The 18,606-nt window shown below is 63.6% G+C and carries 21 protein-coding genes and 1 tRNA gene; 4 read left to right on the top strand and 18 right to left on the bottom strand.

Translation table 11 applies throughout. The features are described from left to right. Positions 1-95: 95 nt before the first annotated feature. Positions 96-172: transfer RNA gene (locus WBP07_RS03680), tRNA-His, on the bottom strand. Positions 173-370: 198 nt separating this feature from the next. Between WBP07_RS03680 and WBP07_RS03675 the strand changes: the two genes are divergently transcribed. Then, entirely contained in the window at positions 371-1,003 is a 633-nt protein-coding gene (locus tag WBP07_RS03675) for a prolyl hydroxylase family protein (RefSeq protein ID WP_395394333.1), read from the top strand. 33 nt (positions 1,004-1,036) lie between these two features. On the opposite strand, the gene WBP07_RS03670 is transcribed toward WBP07_RS03675, so the two are convergent. Further along, on the bottom strand, positions 1,037-1,582 hold the full coding sequence (locus WBP07_RS03670) for a superoxide dismutase family protein (RefSeq protein WP_395394332.1): 546 nt from the start codon (positions 1,580-1,582) through the stop codon (positions 1,037-1,039). Between the two features lie 254 nt (positions 1,583-1,836). Here WBP07_RS03670 and WBP07_RS03665 point away from each other — a divergent pair, with 254 nt between their 5' ends. Next, positions 1,837-2,190: a PilZ domain-containing protein gene (locus WBP07_RS03665; protein ID WP_395394330.1), complete on the top strand. Its 354-nt coding sequence runs from the start codon at positions 1,837-1,839 to the stop codon at positions 2,188-2,190. Positions 2,191-2,287: 97 nt separating this feature from the next. On the opposite strand, the gene rpmE is transcribed toward WBP07_RS03665, so the two are convergent. The 11 genes from rpmE to WBP07_RS03610 all read right to left on the bottom strand — a co-directional run bounded on the left by rpmE (position 2,288) and on the right by WBP07_RS03610 (position 12,515). Continuing rightward, positions 2,288-2,515 (bottom strand): 50S ribosomal protein L31, encoded by a 228-nt coding sequence (gene rpmE, locus WBP07_RS03660; protein WP_353983239.1) that lies wholly within the window; start codon positions 2,513-2,515, stop codon positions 2,288-2,290. Positions 2,516-2,652: 137 nt separating this feature from the next. Continuing rightward, on the bottom strand, positions 2,653-3,105 hold the full coding sequence (gene fabZ, locus WBP07_RS03655) for a 3-hydroxyacyl-ACP dehydratase FabZ (RefSeq protein ID WP_395394329.1): 453 nt from the start codon (positions 3,103-3,105) through the stop codon (positions 2,653-2,655). Between the two features lie 18 nt (positions 3,106-3,123). Next, positions 3,124-3,729 (bottom strand): OmpH family outer membrane protein, encoded by a 606-nt coding sequence (locus WBP07_RS03650; RefSeq protein WP_395394327.1) that lies wholly within the window; start codon positions 3,727-3,729, stop codon positions 3,124-3,126. Beyond that, entirely contained in the window at positions 3,729-6,383 is a 2,655-nt protein-coding gene (bamA, locus tag WBP07_RS03645) for an outer membrane protein assembly factor BamA (RefSeq protein WP_395394326.1), read from the bottom strand. Before bamA ends, WBP07_RS03650 begins: the two co-directional genes overlap by 1 nt. A gap of 172 nt (positions 6,384-6,555) precedes the next feature. Then, on the bottom strand, positions 6,556-7,941 hold the full coding sequence (gene rseP, locus WBP07_RS03640) for an RIP metalloprotease RseP (RefSeq protein WP_395394325.1): 1,386 nt from the start codon (positions 7,939-7,941) through the stop codon (positions 6,556-6,558). A gap of 49 nt (positions 7,942-7,990) precedes the next feature. Further along, positions 7,991-9,151, bottom strand: a complete 1,161-nt coding sequence (locus WBP07_RS03635) for a 1-deoxy-D-xylulose-5-phosphate reductoisomerase (RefSeq protein WP_395394324.1) — start codon at positions 9,149-9,151, stop codon at positions 7,991-7,993. A 5-nt stretch (positions 9,152-9,156) separates the two neighbouring features. Beyond that, positions 9,157-9,930: a phosphatidate cytidylyltransferase gene (locus tag WBP07_RS03630; protein WP_395394323.1), complete on the bottom strand. Its 774-nt coding sequence runs from the start codon at positions 9,928-9,930 to the stop codon at positions 9,157-9,159. Next, entirely contained in the window at positions 9,917-10,606 is a 690-nt protein-coding gene (gene uppS, locus WBP07_RS03625; protein ID WP_395394321.1) for a polyprenyl diphosphate synthase, read from the bottom strand. Before uppS ends, WBP07_RS03630 begins: the two co-directional genes overlap by 14 nt. 31 nt (positions 10,607-10,637) lie before the next feature. Beyond that, positions 10,638-11,195 (bottom strand): ribosome recycling factor, encoded by a 558-nt coding sequence (frr, locus tag WBP07_RS03620; RefSeq protein WP_132384938.1) that lies wholly within the window; start codon positions 11,193-11,195, stop codon positions 10,638-10,640. 3 nt (positions 11,196-11,198) lie between these two features. Beyond that, a complete protein-coding gene (gene pyrH, locus WBP07_RS03615; protein ID WP_395394320.1) occupies positions 11,199-11,921 on the bottom strand; it encodes a UMP kinase in 723 nt (240 codons plus the stop codon). 132 nt (positions 11,922-12,053) lie between these two features. Continuing rightward, positions 12,054-12,515 (bottom strand): winged helix-turn-helix transcriptional regulator, encoded by a 462-nt coding sequence (locus WBP07_RS03610; protein ID WP_395394319.1) that lies wholly within the window; start codon positions 12,513-12,515, stop codon positions 12,054-12,056. A 48-nt stretch (positions 12,516-12,563) separates the two neighbouring features. On the opposite strand from WBP07_RS03610, the gene WBP07_RS03605 reads away from it, so the two are divergent. Further along, positions 12,564-13,172: an NAD(P)-dependent oxidoreductase gene (locus tag WBP07_RS03605; protein ID WP_395394318.1), complete on the top strand. Its 609-nt coding sequence runs from the start codon at positions 12,564-12,566 to the stop codon at positions 13,170-13,172. Between the two features lie 45 nt (positions 13,173-13,217). Here the strand turns inward: WBP07_RS03605 and WBP07_RS03600 are convergent, their stop codons facing one another. From WBP07_RS03600 to rpsB, 3 genes are all read right to left on the bottom strand, one after another. Beyond that, entirely contained in the window at positions 13,218-13,907 is a 690-nt protein-coding gene (locus WBP07_RS03600) for an esterase/lipase family protein (protein ID WP_395395714.1), read from the bottom strand. A 146-nt stretch (positions 13,908-14,053) separates the two neighbouring features. Then, positions 14,054-14,977, bottom strand: coding sequence for a translation elongation factor Ts (gene tsf / locus WBP07_RS03595; protein ID WP_395394317.1), 924 nt, complete (start codon positions 14,975-14,977; stop codon positions 14,054-14,056). Between the two features lie 145 nt (positions 14,978-15,122). After that, positions 15,123-15,875 carry a 30S ribosomal protein S2 gene (gene rpsB, locus WBP07_RS03590; RefSeq protein WP_395394316.1) on the bottom strand — a complete coding sequence of 251 codons (753 nt, stop codon included), beginning with the start codon at positions 15,873-15,875 and terminating at the stop codon, positions 15,123-15,125. A 766-nt stretch (positions 15,876-16,641) separates the two neighbouring features. Between rpsB and WBP07_RS03585 the strand changes: the two genes are divergently transcribed. After that, positions 16,642-16,914 carry a hypothetical protein gene (locus WBP07_RS03585; protein WP_395394315.1) on the top strand — a complete coding sequence of 91 codons (273 nt, stop codon included), beginning with the start codon at positions 16,642-16,644 and terminating at the stop codon, positions 16,912-16,914. Here WBP07_RS03585 and WBP07_RS03580 read toward each other — a convergent pair. Further along, positions 16,844-17,683: a CDP-alcohol phosphatidyltransferase family protein gene (locus tag WBP07_RS03580; protein WP_395394314.1), complete on the bottom strand. Its 840-nt coding sequence runs from the start codon at positions 17,681-17,683 to the stop codon at positions 16,844-16,846. The two genes, WBP07_RS03585 and WBP07_RS03580, sit on opposite strands and share 71 nt — an antisense overlap. Continuing rightward, a complete protein-coding gene (locus WBP07_RS03575; protein ID WP_395394313.1) occupies positions 17,680-18,429 on the bottom strand; it encodes a phosphatidylserine decarboxylase in 750 nt (249 codons plus the stop codon). Before WBP07_RS03575 ends, WBP07_RS03580 begins: the two co-directional genes overlap by 4 nt. Positions 18,430-18,606 lie beyond the last annotated feature (177 nt).

Here is an 18,606-nt window from a genome sequence, read left to right as displayed (position 1 = left end):
GAGCAAGTGAACTTGATCGCAGCGCAAGGCTTATCACCCGCGAGATCGCCGCAAAGGCCGGTCCATCGCCGGGGAGAATATTTCAGATGGGAAAATGGGGCGATTGATGGGGTTCGAACCCACGACCTCCGGTACCACAAACCGGCGCTCTAACCAACTGAGCTACAATCGCCACACAAGGAAGTCTGCACGATGGCGGACTTCGAAGATACCGACCGGAGCGCTGTGCGGCAACCGGTGCGGAGGCGCGCCATTTGCACAAGCTGCGCCTCCTTGCAAAGCAAAAATGCATGAAGGCCGCTAAAAAATCCGAGCACCGCGCAAGTCCTGCAATTTTCCCGCGCTATTGGTGCCGCTAGGGTCCGCCTCCATGAAGGCTCCCGGCGAATCATCTTCCGACATCCTGCTGGCCATTCCCGGCATGCAGCGATTCCCGTCCTCGCGGCTCGACCTCTTCGTGAAGCGCGAATTCCTTTCTGCGGCCGAATGCGATGAACTGGTCGCCATGATCGAGACGCAGCACCGCCCCTCCACCATCGCGAACTACAATGGCGACGACGTGTTTCGGACAAGTTCGACCTGCGACCTTGACCCGCAAGTGCCAGCCGTGGCCGCTCTGGCAAGCAAGCTGGCTGCGCTGTCCGAGATCGCCCCTGCTCACGCCGAACCGCTGCAAGGGCAGCGCTACGAAGTCGGCCAGGAGTTCAAGGCTCACACCGATTACTTCGAACCGAACAACAGCGATTACGAAAAATACTGCGCGATTCCCGGCCAGCGCACCTGGACCTTCATGGTCTACCTGAACGATGTGGAGGCCGGCGGCGCCACCCGCTTCAAGGTGATCGACAAGCTGATCCAGCCAGAGCGCGGCAAGCTGGTCGCCTGGAACAATCGCCGCGCGGACGGCAGCCTGAACGCCGCCACGCTCCACCACGCGATGAAAGTGCGCAAGGGGCGAAAATACGTGATCACGCAGTGGTACCGCGAACGCCCCTGGGGGTAGGTCGAGGGGAGGGAAACACCCTCCCCCCACACATCACTTGGGCGCGCGGAGCACCGCGCAGGCGATTCGGCCGCCCGCATTGCCGGCCGGCTGGCTGGTGTAGTCGTCCGGATCGGCGTGGATCACCAGCGCCGTGCCATCAGCGTCGACGATGGACTTCGGACCGGGCGTGATAGTCACGCCGGTATTCAGAACCTGGGTCTTCAGCACGCCATCAGGGCCGACATGCTGGTTGGGCATGTCACCGCCGTGCGGGCCACCCATCGACATCAGGCCGTGCACGGGATCACCCGCGGTGAAATGGCCGCCGGCGGTCGTGAACTTCGCACCCGATTCGCAAAGGCCCTTCTCATGGAAGTGAAAACCATGATCGCCTTCGGGCAGCCCCTTCAGATCGGTGGTCACCAGAACCCCGGTCGGCGTCTGCTGGACCGTCACCGTGCCCAACGCCTGCCCGTCAAGGCCGATCACCTGGGCCTGAATGGGGGCCGTAGCAGGCGCGGCGGCGGCCATCGCGGGGCCTGCGGCGAAAGCGGCAATGCCGAGAACGAGGGAAAGACGAGTCGATGATCGGTGCATGGCGATTCTCCGTTGCGGCCCGTTGCAGGCCCTTCTCCCGGCCAGACGCCAAACCACGGCCCGCGCCCCAGTGCCGAAGGCCCGCAGACTAACCCACGGCACGGGAAAGGCAATTGTTTGCGAAGCATTCGCAACTTGCGAAGTTTCTAGCGTAGGTTCCGCCCGCTCAACGCACGAGGCGCGTCGGTGATCCCAAGTTAACGATCCTCTGGCAGAGTCCAGGACGATAAGACCGGTCGCCAAGGACAATTTGCATGAATGCTCCGCTCGCCAGACTCTATTCGAGCGTACAGATGCGCCGAGAGGTCGCATCGGATGAACGTCGCCGCGAGCAACGGCACGCCACCCGTTACACCGCGTGGATAGAATCCTCACGCGGTGACCGCGCAGACGCGGTACTGACCGACGTTTCGCTCCATGGCTGCTGCGTTTCCGGGGGAGCAACCTGGCTGCGGCAAGGCGCATTTGTCAGTGTCGCGGTTGGCGATGGACAGGCACTCAAAGCCGTGGTGCGCTGGATTCGCGGCGATATGGCCGGCATGGAATTCCTGCACGCCGTTCCGCACGGTGCCCGCGAATGGCACGAATTGATGGATATCACTGGCTAATACCCCGCCGCCTTGCGGTGCAGCATCCCATCCGGACAAACAAAAAAGGCGGCCCGCAAAGGCCGCCTTCTTCGTGTTCGTGAAGCTTGCTTCGCGCTCAGTTCTTCTTGAGCGAGAGGCCGCCGAAACGCTTGTTGAACTGGGCCACGCGGCCGCCGTCCTGAAGCTGGGCCTTGCCGCCGGTCCAGGCCGGGTGCGAGGTCGGATCGATGTCCAGAACCAGCGTGTCGCCTTCCGAGCCCCAGGTCGAGCGGGTCTGGAAAGTGGTGCCGTCGGTCATCTGGACGGTGATCATGTGGTAGTCGGGATGCGTATCGGCCTTCATGTCGTATCTCTCTTCGCATATGGCCGGTTCCGACCGGCCTGCTTGGGAAAGCGGCGCCCTTACACGGGAGACCCCGAAAAAGCAAGGGGCCCCATAAATGCAAGGGTCAGGCAAGCCTCCAACTGGAGGCTATACCGTCAGGCGTCGGCGATCATCGCGGTGAAGTTGACTTCGCAAGTCACCTTGTCGCCGATGGAGGCCTTGCCCCAGAACTTGCACACGCGCGAACGCTTCTGAACGAAGCCGGCGCGCAGGTCGAGCAAGTTGCCCGGCGTTACCGGATTGCGGAACTTCGCTTCCTCGATCGCCATGAAATAGACGAGCTTGCCGCTGCCGGCGAGCCCGAGCGATTCGATGGCCAGGATCCCTGCCGCCTGCGCCAGCGCTTCGATCTGAAGCACGCCAGGCATGATCGGACGGCCGGGGAAGTGCCCCTGGAAGAAGTCCTCGTTGAAGCTCACGGCCTTGACCGCGTGGATCTCGTTCTCATCGAACGAGACCACACGGTCGACCAGCAGCATCGGGTAGCGATGCGGCAGCGCCGCCAGGATCTTCGCGGTGTCGTACACGAATTCAGTCGACTCGCTCATCGCCTGCCCGTCCTGCTCTTAGCGGCCCGAAGGAGCCGGCTGCTGCGGCGCCTGCTGGGCGGCCGGAGCAGTGGTGTTGATCGTGGTCAGCGCACCGTTCAGCGCGGTCAGCACGTCGGTGGTGATGTCGAGGGCCGGGTCATAAGCCAGCGTCTGGCCGACTTCGACGAGCACGTTGGCGCCGCGCTTGGTCATCGCCGGCTTGTACAGGCCCTGCAGCTGCTGCTGGATCTGCTGGCCGACATAGGCCTGGTTGCGCTGGATCTGCACCTGCTGGCCCTGCAGTTCCTGACCGGCCTGCTGTTCCTTCTGCTGGTAGGCCTGGATGCGGCCCTGCAGCGCGGCGTCGGGCTGCTTGCCTGCCAGTGCCTTCACAGCGGTTTCAAGCGACTGGGCTTCGGGCTGAAGCTGGGTCGACAGCTGGTTGCGACGGGCTTCGAAAGCCTGGACCTGGCCCTGCAGCGCCTGGTTGGCGGTGCGGCAGGCGTTGCATTCCTTGGCGATACGGTCGAGGTCGACGACGGCGACCTTCGATGCCGGAACGGCCTGCGCGAAAGCCGGCGTGGCAAGAGCGGCAAGAGCCAGGCCCGAGGCCAGTGCGGCGGACTTGAGAATCTTGGTCATCAGAATTGCGTTCCCACGTTGAAAGTGAAGGTCTTGGTATCGTCGCCAGGTTCCTTGAGGAGAACCTTGGAAATATCGATGCGGAACGGCCCGAAGGGCGAGTTCCAGTTCACGCCGAAACCAACGGCGACACGCGGGTGCCAGGAATTGCCGTAATAGGTTTCGGTGAAGTAGCTGGTCGAGCCCACTGCGGTATTCGCCGCACCGGTCGTCGGGTCGACGGCGTTGGTCGTGGTGGCGCCGTTGGCATCCGTATAAAGTTGGTTGCCGTTGGAATCGCGACTGCCGACGAAGCAGCCCGTGGTCGGCTTGCAATCCGTGATGAGGTCAGGCGTCTTGCCCCCCCATACGGCGCCAGCATCGACGAAGATCGACGGACGCAAGCCCATTTCGCGCGCGCCCGACCCCAGCGGGATCTCCAGTTCGGCGCGGGACATGTAATAGTACTTGCCGCCCACCGCGTCGTCGTTCTTGCCCGTCTGGTCGGTCGTGCCGTCGGTTGCCACGGAGTAATAGCGACGAATGACGCGCGGGCCGACGCCGCGGATGCCGAAGCCACGGATCTGCGGCTCGCCCAGGTAGAAGCGATCGGTCAGACGAATATCGTCGCCGCCCCAGCCGCTGATGGCACCGCCTTCACCCGAAAGGGAGAAGATGAACCCCTTGCCCAGCGGCCAGTACTTGGCGGCGTTGGCACGGATGCGCGCATACTTCACGTCGCCGCCAAGGCCGGCGACATCGAGGTTGATGCCCGCGGTAACGCCGCGCGACGGGCGCACGCGGTTATCGAGCGTGTCGTAGATCAGCGATCCGCCGACGATCGAGCTCAGACGCTTTCCGATCGCCTCGCAAAGGTAGCGGCTCGCACGGATAGGATCGCAAGTGTACTCGCCCTGCGAATTGACCGAATAATACTGGCTCTTGTCGACCGACACGTCATCGTAATTGAGCGTGTAGCGAGCGATCGCCGTAAGGTATTCGGTCAACGGAACGCCAGCACGAACCTGGAAGCCGGTCGTGGACTGCGAATAGTTCGTGTTACGATCCGAGTTGATATAGTTGAAGCTGTTGTAGTCGCGGCGATAGATATCGACGCCCAGCGACACGTTCTTGTCGAACAGGTACGGCTCGACGAAGTTCGCCTCGACCGACTTCGAGTAGGACGAGTAGCTGCCGGAAAGACCAACCGTCTGACCACGGCCGCGGAAGTTGCGCTGCTGGATCGAAGCCTGGAAAATGAAGCGCTCAAGGCTGGAGAAACCGGCCGAAAGCTGCAGCTGCCCGGTGGGCTTTTCCTCTACGTTGGCTTCCAGGATGATGCGGTCGTCCGCGCTGCCCGGCTTCTGCTCGACCTCGAACTTCTCCTGGAAGTAACCGAGCGATTTGATGCGGTTGGTGGAGCGCTTGACCTGCAGCGAGTTGAACGCATCGCCCTCGGCGATACGGAACTCACGGCGGACCACCTTGTCCTGGGTCAGCGTGTTGCCGTTGATGTCGATACGCTCGACATAGACGCGCGGCGCTTCCTGGATCACGAAGGTCAACCCCATGGTGAGGTTGTCCTTGTCGCGATCGTACTGCGGCCGCACATCCGCGAAGGCGTAGCCAAAGGCGCCGGCGGTGTCGTTCAACCCGTCGATGGTGTCTTCCACCGCCTTGGCGTTGTACCAGTCGCCCTTGTGGATCGTCAGGTTCCTCGCCAGCTTGTCGCCGTCGAAGTCGCGCAGTTGGCTCTCGACCTTCACGTCGCCGAACTTGTAGCGCTTCCCTTCCTCCACCACGTACGTGATGATGAAGTCCTTCTTGTCCGGCGTCAGCTCGGCCACCGCCGAAACCACGCGGAAGTCGGCGTAGCCCTGCGTCAGGTAGAACTGGCGCATCTTCTGCTGGTCGAACGCCATGCGATCGGGATCGTAGGTGGTGTTCGAGCTGAAGATGCGGCTAAAGCGCGCCTGCTTGGTCACCATCTGCGCGCGCAGTTCGCCGTCGGAGAACTGCTCATTGCCCAGGATGTTGATCTGGCGGACCTTGGACTTGTCGCCCTCGGTAATCTCGAAAACGATATCGACGCGGTTCTGGTCGAGCATGACCATCTTCGGCTCGACCGTCGCGGCGTAGCGGCCCTGGCGCTTGTACAGCTCGATGATGCGGGCAACGTCGGCGCGGATCTTGGAGCGCGTGAAGATCTGGCGCGGGGCGACCTTGATCTCCGGCAGGATCTTGTCGTCCTTGATGCGCTTGTTGCCTTCAAGGATGATGCGGTTGACGACCGGGTTTTCCTTGACCGTAATGGTCACCGCGCCGTTCTCGTTCGAAATCTGCGCGTCGGCGAAAAGCTCCGTCGCATAGAGATCCTTCAGCGCGGCGTCGGCGTTTGCCTTGGTATAAGGCTGGCCGACACGCAGCTGGATGTACGAAAGCACCGTCTGCGGCTCAAGACGTTCCGCGCCGACCACCTGGATCGTCTGGATCGTCTCCGCGACTTCCACGGGAGCGGCCGGAGCGGCCGTCGGCGTGGCCGGAGCTGTCGCCGCCTTGGGCGCAGCGGCGGCTTTCTGCGCGAAGGCTACCGTGGGCACGCCAGCCAGGATCGTAGTTCCCAGCAGCATGGCAGCAATCTGCGGCGCGCGGCGAGCGTCAATGCTGCGACCCATTTCCCATCCCATCATTCAAGCAAGTTCCCGTATGCGCTTACGCGAGGCTCTACAGAGTGATCCGCCAGGCACCTGCCTCCCCGGCAGGCAATCGCGCCCGTCTGCCCGATGGACGACGTCCAATCAAGCAGTCAATCCCGGCAGAAATGTGATCTTGGAAGATTTCTCCAGGCTATCCCCCGAAAATCGGGAGCGAAGCCAGATCGTTGACCGTAACGAACAGCATCAAGGCAAGCACGAATGCCACCCCGGTGCGGATCGCCCATTCCTGACTGCGTACGTCCAACGGCTTGCGACGGACCATTTCGGCCGCGTAGAAAGCCAGGTGCCCGCCGTCCAAGCCTGGGATTGGCAGGAGGTTGATGAATGCCAAGTTAATCGAGATCATGGCCGCAAAGAACACGAAAGCACCCCAGCCAAGGCTGAATTGCTCGCCCGAATACTTGGCCATCTTGATCGGCCCGCCCAACTCGCGAACCGACCGGTCGCCAGTGACGATCTGGCGGATTCCCGTGACCATATTGTCCACGATCATGAACGTGCGATCGACGCCGAGACCAAGCGCCTCTACCGGGCCAACCTTTTCCACCCGGCCCATGCCCGACTGGACACCGATCCGCCCGATCTTCGTGCTGCGCCCCTGCTTGTCAGGCACGACCTGACTTCCGATGGTGAGCGGAAGGACATGCGCCACATCCCCGCGCATCACGGTAACGGTGGTCGCCTGCCCCGGATGGGCCGCGACGATCTCCTGCACCTGACGGAAACTGGTTACGCCGGTATCGCCAACCGCGACGATGCGATCACCGACTTCCGCCCCGGCCGCGCGCGCCGGCGAATCCCCCTGGAACCCGCTGACGATGGGCGCGATGAAATCGACGCCGAGATCGCCCAGCGTGGCCTTGTTGCCGAATTCGTCACTCACTTCCTCGGAAGCGAGGGTGACGGGCAACGTCGTTTGCTGACCTTCGCGCAGGACAGTCACCTTCACCGTCTTGCCGGGGAAGAAATCGGTGTGCTGCGCCACGTCCATGGCGCTTTCGATCCGCACGCCATTGATGGCGGTGATCCGGTCGCCCACTTGCACGCCCGCCGCCTGTGCCGCGGAATGCTCCGCAAAGCCGGCCACCTGCGGATCGGCAACCAGCTTGCCATTCGCCCAGGCAAAAACCGCGAGGATGAGCACGCAGACAAGGAAGTTGGTCAGCGGCCCCGCGAAAACGATCAGCGCACGCTGCCACAGTGGCTTGACGTGGAACGTCTGCGCACGCTCTTCGGGAGTAAGGCCATCCTCCGCCGCACTGGGCGCGGAGGCAGGGTTCATGTCCCCGGCGAATTGCACGTAGCCGCCCAGCGGCAGCGCGGACAGCTTCCAACGGGTGCCGCGCTTGTCGGTCCATCCGGCGATTTCCTTGCCGAAGCCGATCGAGAAGGCATTGGCCTTCACGCCGAACAGACGACCGACAAGGTAGTGCCCAAGCTCGTGCACCAGCACCAGCGGACCAAGCGCGAGCAGAAAGGCGAAGATCGTCGTCAGCAGATTGGGCGATCCGGTCAAGTCAGGCAAACTCCATCGGACCCGCGCCAACTGGCTGCCGATTACCGGCTCAGGCGGGTCCCGTTACCATGCTTGCCCTTGCGCGGGCCTCCGCGTCAACCGCCAGCACGTCGTCGAGACTGGCAGGCGCGGGCGGCGCGTAGGCGCCCAGCACTTCTTCCACTTGTGCCGCGATCCGCGTGAACGGGATCTGACCGGCCAGGAACGCCGCCACGGCCACTTCGTTGGCCGCGTTCAGCACTGCCGGGATCGCACCCCCTGCTTCCGCCGCCGAACGGGCAAGGCGCGTTGCCGGGAAACGATTTTCATCGGGCTGGCGGAAAGTTAGTTCGCCCACCGCCGCAAGATCCAGCGGCGTGCAAGGCGTGTCCATGCGCGCCGGCCAGGCCAGTGCGGAGGCGATCGGCACGCGCATGTCGGACGGACCCAACTGCGCCAGAGTCGATCCGTCGCGATATTCGACCATCGAATGCACGACGGACTGCGGATGGACGATAATCCGCAGCCGGTCGAGCCCGACGGGGAAAAGATGGTACGCCTCGATCAGTTCGAGGCCCTTGTTGAACATGGTTGCCGAATTGACGCTGATCTTCGCGCCCATGTCCCAATTGGGGTGCTTGACCGCCTGCGCCGGGGTCGCCGCCTGAAGCTGTTCCCAGCTCCATTCGCGGAACGGCCCACCGCTGGCAGTCAGCGTGATCGAGCGGACTTGTGCGATATCGTTGCCCTGCAGGCACTGGAAGATCGCGTTGTGTTCCGAATCGATCGGCAGCAACGTTGCGCCATGGCGGACGACGGCGGCCATCATCACTTCGCCGGCCGAGACCAGCGCTTCCTTGTTGGCAAGCGCGATCACCCTGCCCTGCTCGATCGCCGCCATGGTGGGCGCAAGGCCCGCGCAGCCGACGATCGCGGCCACGGTCATGTCGGCACCACGCGCAGCAGCCTCCACCAATGCCTGCGGTCCGCCGGCGGTGGCGATGCCCGTTCCGCCCAGCGCATCGCGCAAGGCCGGCAAGCGTGCCTCGTCCGCCACGACGGCAAGGTCGATGGCGAATTCGCGGGCCAGCTTCGCCAGCTCGTCAACGTTCGAATGCGCCGTCAGCACGCTGACACGCCACTCCGCCGGATTGCGGCGCACAAGGTCCAGCGTGGACGCACCGATCGAACCGGTGGCGCCAAGGATGCAGATGGTCCGCTGGATCGTCATCGCGCTTACCTCGGGTGCAGCAAAATCATGAGCGCGAGCAGGAACAGCACCGCCAGCAGCCCGTCCGCCCGATCGAAAAAGCCGCCGTGGCCGGGAATGAAATTGCCCGAATCCTTCACGCCGGCACGGCGCTTCAGCCAGCTCTCGAAAAAGTCGCCAGCCTGCGCGCAGATCGCCACGAACAGCCCGATCAGCAGGCAGGACGCAAACAGCGGCAGCGGGTCGGCGGTCAGATACCAGCATGGCTGCGAACCGAAGCACGACGGGCCATCGGCCGCATTGCCCTGCACCAGGATCGAGATCATCCCCTCCTGCCAAAGCCGCGCCGCGCCGAACAAGACCAGCGTCGCACCCAGAATGCCGCCCAACAGGCCGGACCAGGTCTTCGAAGGACTGATGGCCGGCGCGATCTTCGGCCCGCCCAGAGTACGGCCGGTGAAATAGGCACCTACGTCCACGCCGATCACGGTCATCACCACGGTCAGCACCGGCCCCAGACTGAACGCCGGGTTGCGCAGGAACAGCAGCATCGCCGCGCCGACGCCAATGTAGAACATACCGGTAAAGTTCATCAGGCCGCGATGCATCGGATCGTTCATCGCCGCGCGCGACAGCCGGACCCATTCCCACAGCACGCCCAGTGCAATCGCGCAGACGAAGGCCGTCCACACCGCCCCGCCCAGCCAGAGCGCCGTGCCGGCAACCGCCAGCATGACCACGGCCGAAACGGTCCTGACGCCAAGATCGGACTTCTTTCGAGCGGGTTCAGCGTCCACCATAGCGACGCTCCCGCTGTGCGAATTCTTCCAGCGCTTCGCGCAAGTGGTCGACGTTGAAGTCGGGCCAGAGCACGTCGGTGAACAGCATCTCGGCATAAGCCGCCTGCCAGAGCAGGAAGTTCGAGAGGCGCACCTCACCCGATGTGCGGATCAGCAGATCCAGCGGCGGCAGGTCCGCCGTGTCCAGTTCCGCAGCAATGGTCTCGGGCGTGATCGGGCCCTTTTCCGCCGCCTTGGTGGCGGCGCGGGCGATCTCGTCCTGCGAACCGTAGTTCAGCGCCACGGCCAGCGTGGTTCCGGTATTGCCCGCCGTGCGGGCCACCGCGCCTTCGACCAGTTCGACGACGTCGGGCTTGAACGCCTTGTAGTCGCCGATGATCTTCAGCCGCACTCCCGCCGCCGCGAACTCGTCGAGGTCGGAGAGGATGAAGCGCTTCATCAGGCTCATCAGGTCGGAGACTTCTTCCTCCGGCCGGCGCCAGTTCTCGGTGGAGAAGGCGTAGAGCGTCAGCGCTTCCAGCCCCAGTTCGCGGGCACCACGCACGACGCGGCGCACCGCCTCCACGCCGCGCTGGTGGCCCAGCGCGCGTGGCAGGTGACGCTTCTTCGCCCAGCGGCCGTTGCCATCCATAATGATGGCAACGTGGCGCACGACTGCTGGTTCACTCTTCGCCATCAGACATTCCCCCAAGCGCGGCCGAACAGCCTCACTTGCCGAGGATTTCCTTCTCCTTGCGGCCGAATTCCTCGTCAAGCTGCTTGATGATGTCATCGGTCAGCTTCTGGACTTCGGTCTCGGAGCGCTTGCGCTCGTCTTCCGAGATTTCCTTCTTCTTCTCGTCCGCCTTCAGGTTCTCGATCCCGTCGCGGCGCACGTTGCGCACGGCGACACGGGCCTTTTCGGCGTAGGAGCTGGCGAGCTTCGCCAGTTCCTTGCGGCGTTCCTCGGTCAGATCCGGGATCGGCAGACGCAGCGTGTTGCCGTCATTGATCGGGTTCAGACCCAGGCCTGCCGAACGGATCGCCTTTTCGACGGGGCCGATGTTCGACTTGTCCCACACCTGCACCGAAAGCATGCGCGGTTCGGGAGCGGAAATCGTGGCGACCTGCGTGATCGGCGTGTTCGCGCCGTAGACGGTGACCATGATCGGCTCCAGCAGCGCGGTGTTGGCGCGGCCGGTGCGCAGGCCCGAAAGATCGTGCTTCAGCGCATCGATCGCGCCCTTCATGCGGCGTTCGAGATCCGCCTTGTCGTACTTCGCCATGGTTCAGGCTCCTTTCTGCACGATCGTCTTGGTTCCGCCCCCGGCGAGAACGGTGGCAAGGTTGCCCTTCTCGCGGATCGAGAACACGACGATCGGAATATTGTTGTCGCGGCACAGCGCAACGGCGGATGCATCCATAACCTGCAGATTGTCTGCAAGAACAGTGTCGTAATCGACAGTATCGTAACGCTTGGCGTCGGGATTCTTCTTCGGGTCGCTGTCGTAGACGCCGTCTACGCTGGTGCCCTTCAGCAGCGCGTCGCACTGCATTTCGGCGGCACGCAGCGCGGCACCCGAATCGGTGGTGAAGTAAGGCGCACCGACGCCGGCGGCGAAGATCACCACGCGGCCCTTTTCCAGGTGACGCTCCGCACGGCGACGGATCACCGGTTCGCACACCTGGTCCATCTGCACGGCGGACTGCACGCGGGTGTGGACGCCAAGCTGCTCGAGCGCATTCTGCATCGCCAGCGCGTTCATGACGGTGGCCAGCATGCCCATGTAGTCGGCCTGCGCACGGTCCATGCCGCGCGCGGCGCCGGCCATGCCGCGGAAGATGTTGCCGCCGCCGATGACGAGGCAGACCTCAAGGCCGGTTTCCTTCGCGGCCTTCACTTCCTTGGCCAGTTCGGCAACGAAATCGGAGTCGATCCCGAATTGCTGGTTCCCCATCAAGACTTCGCCCGACAGTTTGAGGAGGACGCGCTTGTAGGGGGATGAACTCATGGCCGCACTTCTCCTCGGGGGCTGGATGGCCCCGGCTTTAGGAGCGCGCGCCGAAATTGCCAAGGGGTTGGCTTGTGGATGAGCGTGGATCGGCGCAGCAAAGGCTCTTTCGAACGCCCGCCGGAAAATCGATCAATTCCAGATGTCGGCCAGTTCCCGCTCACGCGCGTCGTAAATTTGCTGCGCCTGCGCCACCACGACCATGCGCCGTTCCGCCCAGTCGATCATCGCCTGCAAAGCATCTAGCAGTTCTCGGCCCAGCGGGCTGATCGCATAGCTGACCGTCACCGGAACGGTAGGAACGACATGGCGCAGCACCAGCCCATCCCGCTCCAGCGAGCGCAAGGTCTGGCTGAGCATCTTCTGCGAAATCCCGTCGATCCGCCGCTTCAGCGCATTGAAGCGCATTTCGCCATTGCCGAGAGTCGTCAGAATCAGCACGCTCCACTTGTCGGCCACACGATCGAGCAATTGCCGCGTCGGGCAATTGGCGGCGTAGACGTCCGGCGCCCGCTGATCCTGAGGACTTGCGGGACCATCGGCGGTTTCCTCCGGGTAACCCGGTGCGATAAAGGTGCCTTCTTGCATGGGCACGCTCGATAGCACACCTGGTCACCATTGGATACCTAGTGGAGAATCGATATGAAGATTGCAGTCCTTGGCGCCAGCGGCCGCGCCGGATCGGAAATCGCCAAGGAGGCCGCCGCACGCGGACATCAGGTGCTCGCCATCGCGCGCAATCCGGACAAGATCCCCGCAATCGACGGCGTGACCGCCGTGGCCGGCGACGCTTCCAACGCCGAATCCCTCGCCGCCCTGATCGCCGGCAACGACGCGGTGATCAGCGCCCTGCACTTCGACGTTCCCGCCGAAACCCTGCTTGCCGCGGTGCGCAAGGCCGGCGTACCGCGCCTTCTCATCACCGGAGGCGCCGCCAGCCTTGAAGTCGCGCCGGGCGTGCGCGTGATCGACGACCCGGACTTTCCCGAGGCGTGGAAGGGCGCGGCAATGGGCGGCATCACCTTCCTCGACGCACTCAAGCAGACCGACGATGTGGACTGGACCTTCTTCTCCCCCGCCGCACTGATCTTCGAAGGCCCGCGCACCGGCAGCTATCGCCCCGGCACCGACCAACTCGTCACCGACGATGCGGGTGAGAGCAAGATCAGCTTCGCCGACTACGCCATCGCCATGGTCGACGAACTGGAAGCCCACAAACACAGCCGCGCCCGGTTCACGGCCGCCTATTGAGAAACGCCATGCGGGCGGCCCCACGCCGCCCGCACCTTAGGCGGATCAGCGCTCGAACCGACCGGACCTGATGAACGCCGCAACCTGATCGCCGACCTCACGGTTGTTGACCATCAAGGTATGCGAGACGGGCAAGGTGATGTGATCGGCCATCCCGGCCAGCCTGGTCGAAGCGACCGAAACCTTGCCGTCATTCGGCAAGGACACGATCCGACGCGTCAGGACCGGATCGAGCGAGCGATTGCCGGCAATGATGCCCAATTCGAAGTCCACACCGGAAAGGACTGCCTCATCGGCCGCGCTGCGGCGGGTCACGAGATGACGACCCGCCGGGCCCAGCACCATCCGGTTCATCCGCAGCCGAGACAGCAGATCGGCCCATTCGCTTCCCCCGTGGGGCGGCGCGAGCATTACCACCCGCCCCAACCCGTCCGGCCTCGCCGCCTTCATCAGGGCACGAGCGACCAGGCCGCCCAGCGAATGGGTCACGATATGAAGGGGGCCGTCGAATTCCGCACGAAAGCGGATGAGGCGCGATCTCAGCCGTTCGGCGATATCCGGCACCGATGTCGTCAGGCTGGCATAAGTCGGGGCGCACGTGCGGTATCCCGCGCGATCGAACTGCCGAACAAGCGCGCGCATCGACAGGCCCGTGCGGCTGTGCCCATGCAGAAACAGAATGCCTGCTTGTCGCGCGTCCGCGAGAGGGGCCGGAATGGGACTTGATCGCTCCATGGCCGACAGGATTTGCCGGAAAAGCGTGGTCTGTCCAACAGATGCATCGCGCACCCGGGGCAAAGGACACGAAAAAAGGGCCGGGAAGCCAACGCTCCCCGGCCCTTTTTCTTTTCGGTAACCCGTGAAGGATCAGCCCCGAAGAATCAGCCTGCGACGGCAGCAGCCACTTCGGCTGCGAAGTCGGTGACTTCCTTCTCGATGCCTTCGCCGAGCTGGAAGCGGACGTAGTCCTTCAGCACGATCTTGGCACCGGCTTCCTTGCCGGCCTGGTCGACGACCTGCTGGATCGGGGTCTTGTTGTCCATGACGAAGACCTGCGAAAGCAGCGCGTTTTCCTTGGCGTACTTGGCGATCGCGCCATCGACCATCTTGGCCTGCACGGCTTCGGGCTTGCCCGATTCGGCGGCCTTTTCTTCGGCGATCTTGCGCTCGCGAGCGATCAGGTCGGCGTCGAGGTCTTCAGCGTTGAGGGCCAGCGGGAAGGCAGCGGCGATGTGCATCGCGATCTGCTTGCCGAGCGCTTCGAGAGCTTCAGCCGAAGCTTCCGATTCGAGAGCGACGAGAACGCCGATCTTGCCGAGGTTCGGCGCAGCAGCGTTGTGCATGTAGGGAACGACGAGGCCCTGAGCGACTTCGACGGTCTTCAGGCGGCGAACCTGCTGGTTCTCGCCGATGGTCGCAACGTTGTTGGTCAGCGCGTCGCCAACGGTCCCGCCGGTCGGGTAGGCAGCGGCCTTGAGTGCTTCCACGTCGTCACCGGCAACGCCGAGCGCGACTTCGGTGGTCTTGCGGACGAAGTCCTGGAACTGGTCGTTCTTCGCAACGAAGTCCGTTTCCGAGTTCACTTCGACGGCAACGCCCTTGGTGCCGGTGACGGCAACGCCGACCAGACCTTCGGCAGCCGTGCGGCTGGACTTCTTGGCGGCAGCGGCCAGACCGCGAGCGCGCAGCGCGTCGACGGCGGCTTCGAGATCGCCACCGGTTTCGTCCAGGGCCTTCTTGCAGTCCATCATGCCGGCGCCAGTGCGCTCGCGCAGGTTCTTCACGTCAGCGGCGGTGTAAGCCATCGCTCAAATCCTCTTGTTTGGTGGGACCGTGCATCACGGCCTTTAAATTACCAGGGTCGCACTGCGGCCCAAAAATGAACGCGCGCCAGGCCCATTGGACCCGGCGCGCGACAATTCCATGACGAAAAAGTCGTCGCCGGACCTATCAGGCCTCGACTGCTTCCTCGACCGGCACGTCCATGGCGCCGATGTCGGCACCGCTCTGGACGAGCGCGTCACGGCCACCCTTGGTGGCAGCCTGGGCGATCGCGTCGCAGTACAGGCGCACGGCGCGGCTGGCGTCGTCGTTGCCCGGGATCGGGAACGCGATACCGTTCGGGTCGACGTTGGTGTCGAGCACGGCGATGACGGGGATGCCGAGGACGTTGGCTTCCTTGATCGCCAGCGCTTCCTTGTTGGCGTCGATCACGAACATCACGTCCGGGATACCGCCCATGTCGCGGATACCGCCGAGCGACAGCTCAAGCTTGTCACGCTCGCGGGTCAGCTGAAGGACTTCCTTCTTGGTGAGACCGGCGGTGTCACCCGAAAGCTGCTCTTCAAGAGCCTTGAAGCGCTTGATCGAACCCGAGATGGTCTTCCAGTTGGTGAGCATGCCGCCCAGCCAGCGGTGATTGACGTAGTGCTGACCGCAAGCGCGGGCGGCCTGGGCGATCGGCTCCTGAGCCTGGCGCTTGGTGCCGACGAACAGCACCTTGCCACCGGCCTGGACAGTGGCCTGCACGAATTCGAGAGCGCGCGCGAAAAGCGGCACGGTCTGCGACAGGTCGATGATGTGGATGCCGTTGCGTGCGCCGAAGATGTACGGCTTCATGCGCGGGTTCCAGCGGTGCGTCTGGTGACCGAAGTGAGCGCCGGCTTCGATGAGCTGCGACATGGTGACGACAGGTGCCGCCATAATATAATTCCTTCCGGTTCGAACCTCTGGAAAGCAGGAACCTGACGGAAGTCCGTGGACTAGGGCCGTCAAAGCACCGGTATGTGCGCTTTCCATGTGGATTGCCCGATTCGCATGAGGACCGCGAATTCGATCCCCTGCTTCGAGCGGGGCCGCCCTTAGTCCCGTTCGACGGCGAAATCCAGCCCAAATCGCGTCATTCCGCCGAACGCAGGCGACCAACGGATCGTCGCATGGCCGTCATGCCGGCGAAACCACAGGCTTTTCACAGCTTTTCCACAGAGACACCCACATCGCTGCCCGCATGACTGGCGCCGAGGGTAAACCGCAAAATCCGGAAAGCACGGCGCGGAACGCCGGACAGCCTAGCTGTGCAATGCGCGACTTGGTTGAAGTCCCCGCGCGCGCCTGAGGAGGGAGAAGAATGGAGGCCGCCCCTGTTCGAACCTTCGAAACAGAACTTCCGGCGTATTCGGTTCGAGCCTGCGGCGGCCCATCCGGTGCGGGCCTGCGGCGGCACTACGGCAAATTCCGTGCCATTTTGAGACGGTTTGAGACCATTTTTGCCGCCCCGCCCGGTCCGAAGCGGAAATCCCCTAAAAAGCGATGTGCTTACAGCCGCTTAACCGGTTCGGCATTTTCGTCTTGACAGAATTCGAACAAAAGAAGAACAAATGGCCAGACGGAACATTGATAGAACAAGAGTCGGTTTTCCACAAGCCGAGACTCCGGCCCCATCGGCGCCGATGGCTCGAAAGGATTGATCATGACTGCATTTGCTGCCTGCCTCTTCGCCGTTACCGCGCTGGCCTCGGCACTCGCGATCATGGCGACGCTGCGCCGCTATGGGCACGACGCGCTTGCGCTCCCGGCCCGGCTTGCCGCCTGCCCGGAAACGCTGACGATCCATTGGGCCATGGTGGAACGCGTGACGGTGCCCGCGCTTGGCGCGCTCCGTCGCGATCGCGTTACGCGTCGCCGTCTGTCGGCGGAACAGCGTCCTGGACTGGACTGGCCGTGCGGGGAACTCGCCGCCTGAACTTCAGGTAAGTCGAGAGGCCGATCGGAATCAGGGCGAGATAGACGATGGTGATCAACGCCAACGTCCACCAAGGCTCAAGCCAGAGCGCGGCGACGGTCATGCCGACCAGGGCAATGACGAAAAGGCGCAAGCTTGCTGGCGGACGCATGCGAGACCAACTGAGCGTCGGCAGGTTGGATATCATCAGGAAAGCCATCAGCACCATCCACACGCCGACCAGGACGGGATTGGCGAAGATGGGTTCGCGACTGGCGATCCACAGATAGAGCGGCAGGAAACCGAGCCCCGCACCAAGCGGTGCGGGAACTCCGGTCAAAAAGCCGGCCTGCTTGTGCGGTTGGTCAAGCATGTCCATCCGCGAATTGAAGCGGGCAAGGCGCAGCACGCAGCAGATCGCGAAAGCCAGCGCGGCAATCCAGCCCAGGCTTGGCAGCTGATGCAGCGACCAGAGATAGACGATCAGCGCCGGCGCGACACCGAACGAAATCGAATCCGCCAAGCTGTCCAGCTCGGCGCCGAAACGCGTCTGCGCCTTCAGCATCCGCGCCGCACGGCCGTCGATGCCGTCCAGCACACCAGCCAGAATGACGGCGTAGACCGCCCGCTCATAATCATTGCCAATGGCGAAGCGAATGCCGGTCAGGCCCGAGCACAGCGCGGCGGCCGTAATAGCGTTGGGCACGAAGGCCCGTACCGAGAGCCCGGCACCAAGGCGGCTGCGGCGATCCAGCCGGGCCGCCGTGAAGTCGCCGGACTCGTCGGTCACTGGGAAATACCCTCGATCACCGGGGCCGCGCCGATTTCGGCAAGCACGGTTTCACCGGCAACGATGCGCTGGCCCATCAGGACCTTCGGCTCGGTGCCGGCGGGCAGATAGACGTCGACGCGGCTGCCAAAGCGGATCAGGCCGATGCGCTGGCCGGCGGCGATGATGTCGCCCGGCTTCACGAAAGGAACGATGCGGCGCGCGACAAGCCCGGCGATCTGCGTGAAGCAGATGCGCTGGCCGTCACCGCGTTCGATCAGGATATGCTGGCGCTCGTTCTCTTCGCTCGCCTTGTCGAGGTCGGCATTCATGAAACGGCCGGGGATATAGATCACCCGGCGTACGGTGCCGCCGATCGGCGCACGATTGATGTGCACATCGAACACGCTCATGAAGATCGAGATGCGCGTCACCGGCTCGGTCGACATCGGCTGCGATCCGCTGCCGTCTTCCACCGTCAGTTCGCGCGGCGGCGGCACTTTGCCGATCAGCGTGACGAGACCGTCTGCCGGCGCGACCACGAATCGATCGTCCTGCGGCGTGACGCGCACGGGATCGCGGAAGAAGGCCAGCACGCAGAGCGTCAGGACCGCGAGCGGCCAACCGACCCACGGGCCGACCAGCAACCACGCGACGAGCGCGACTACGCCGGCGATGGCGCCGAACTTACGACCCTCGGGATGAATCGAGGGCCAGTTCCAGGACGCTTCACCGCGTCCCTGATTATCAAGAATGTCTCCGGGCATCGCCTTCCTCTAATGACAGAGCACCACTCCCGCAATGCCGGGAGCCCGCAATCCGTTCCCGGCCTGCGTACAAGTCCTTGGGACAAGGCACATTGTGAGTGCAGATGCAGCCTCACGCAGTTCCTGCCGGATTGCCGATTGATTTATGGGGTCCCCGAAGGGAAAGCTCTCATCGAG

Source organism: Novosphingobium oxfordense (assembly GCF_044029435.1).
Lineage (GTDB): Bacteria > Pseudomonadota > Alphaproteobacteria > Sphingomonadales > Sphingomonadaceae > Novosphingobium.
This window is presented reverse-complemented; position numbering and strand designations above follow the sequence as displayed.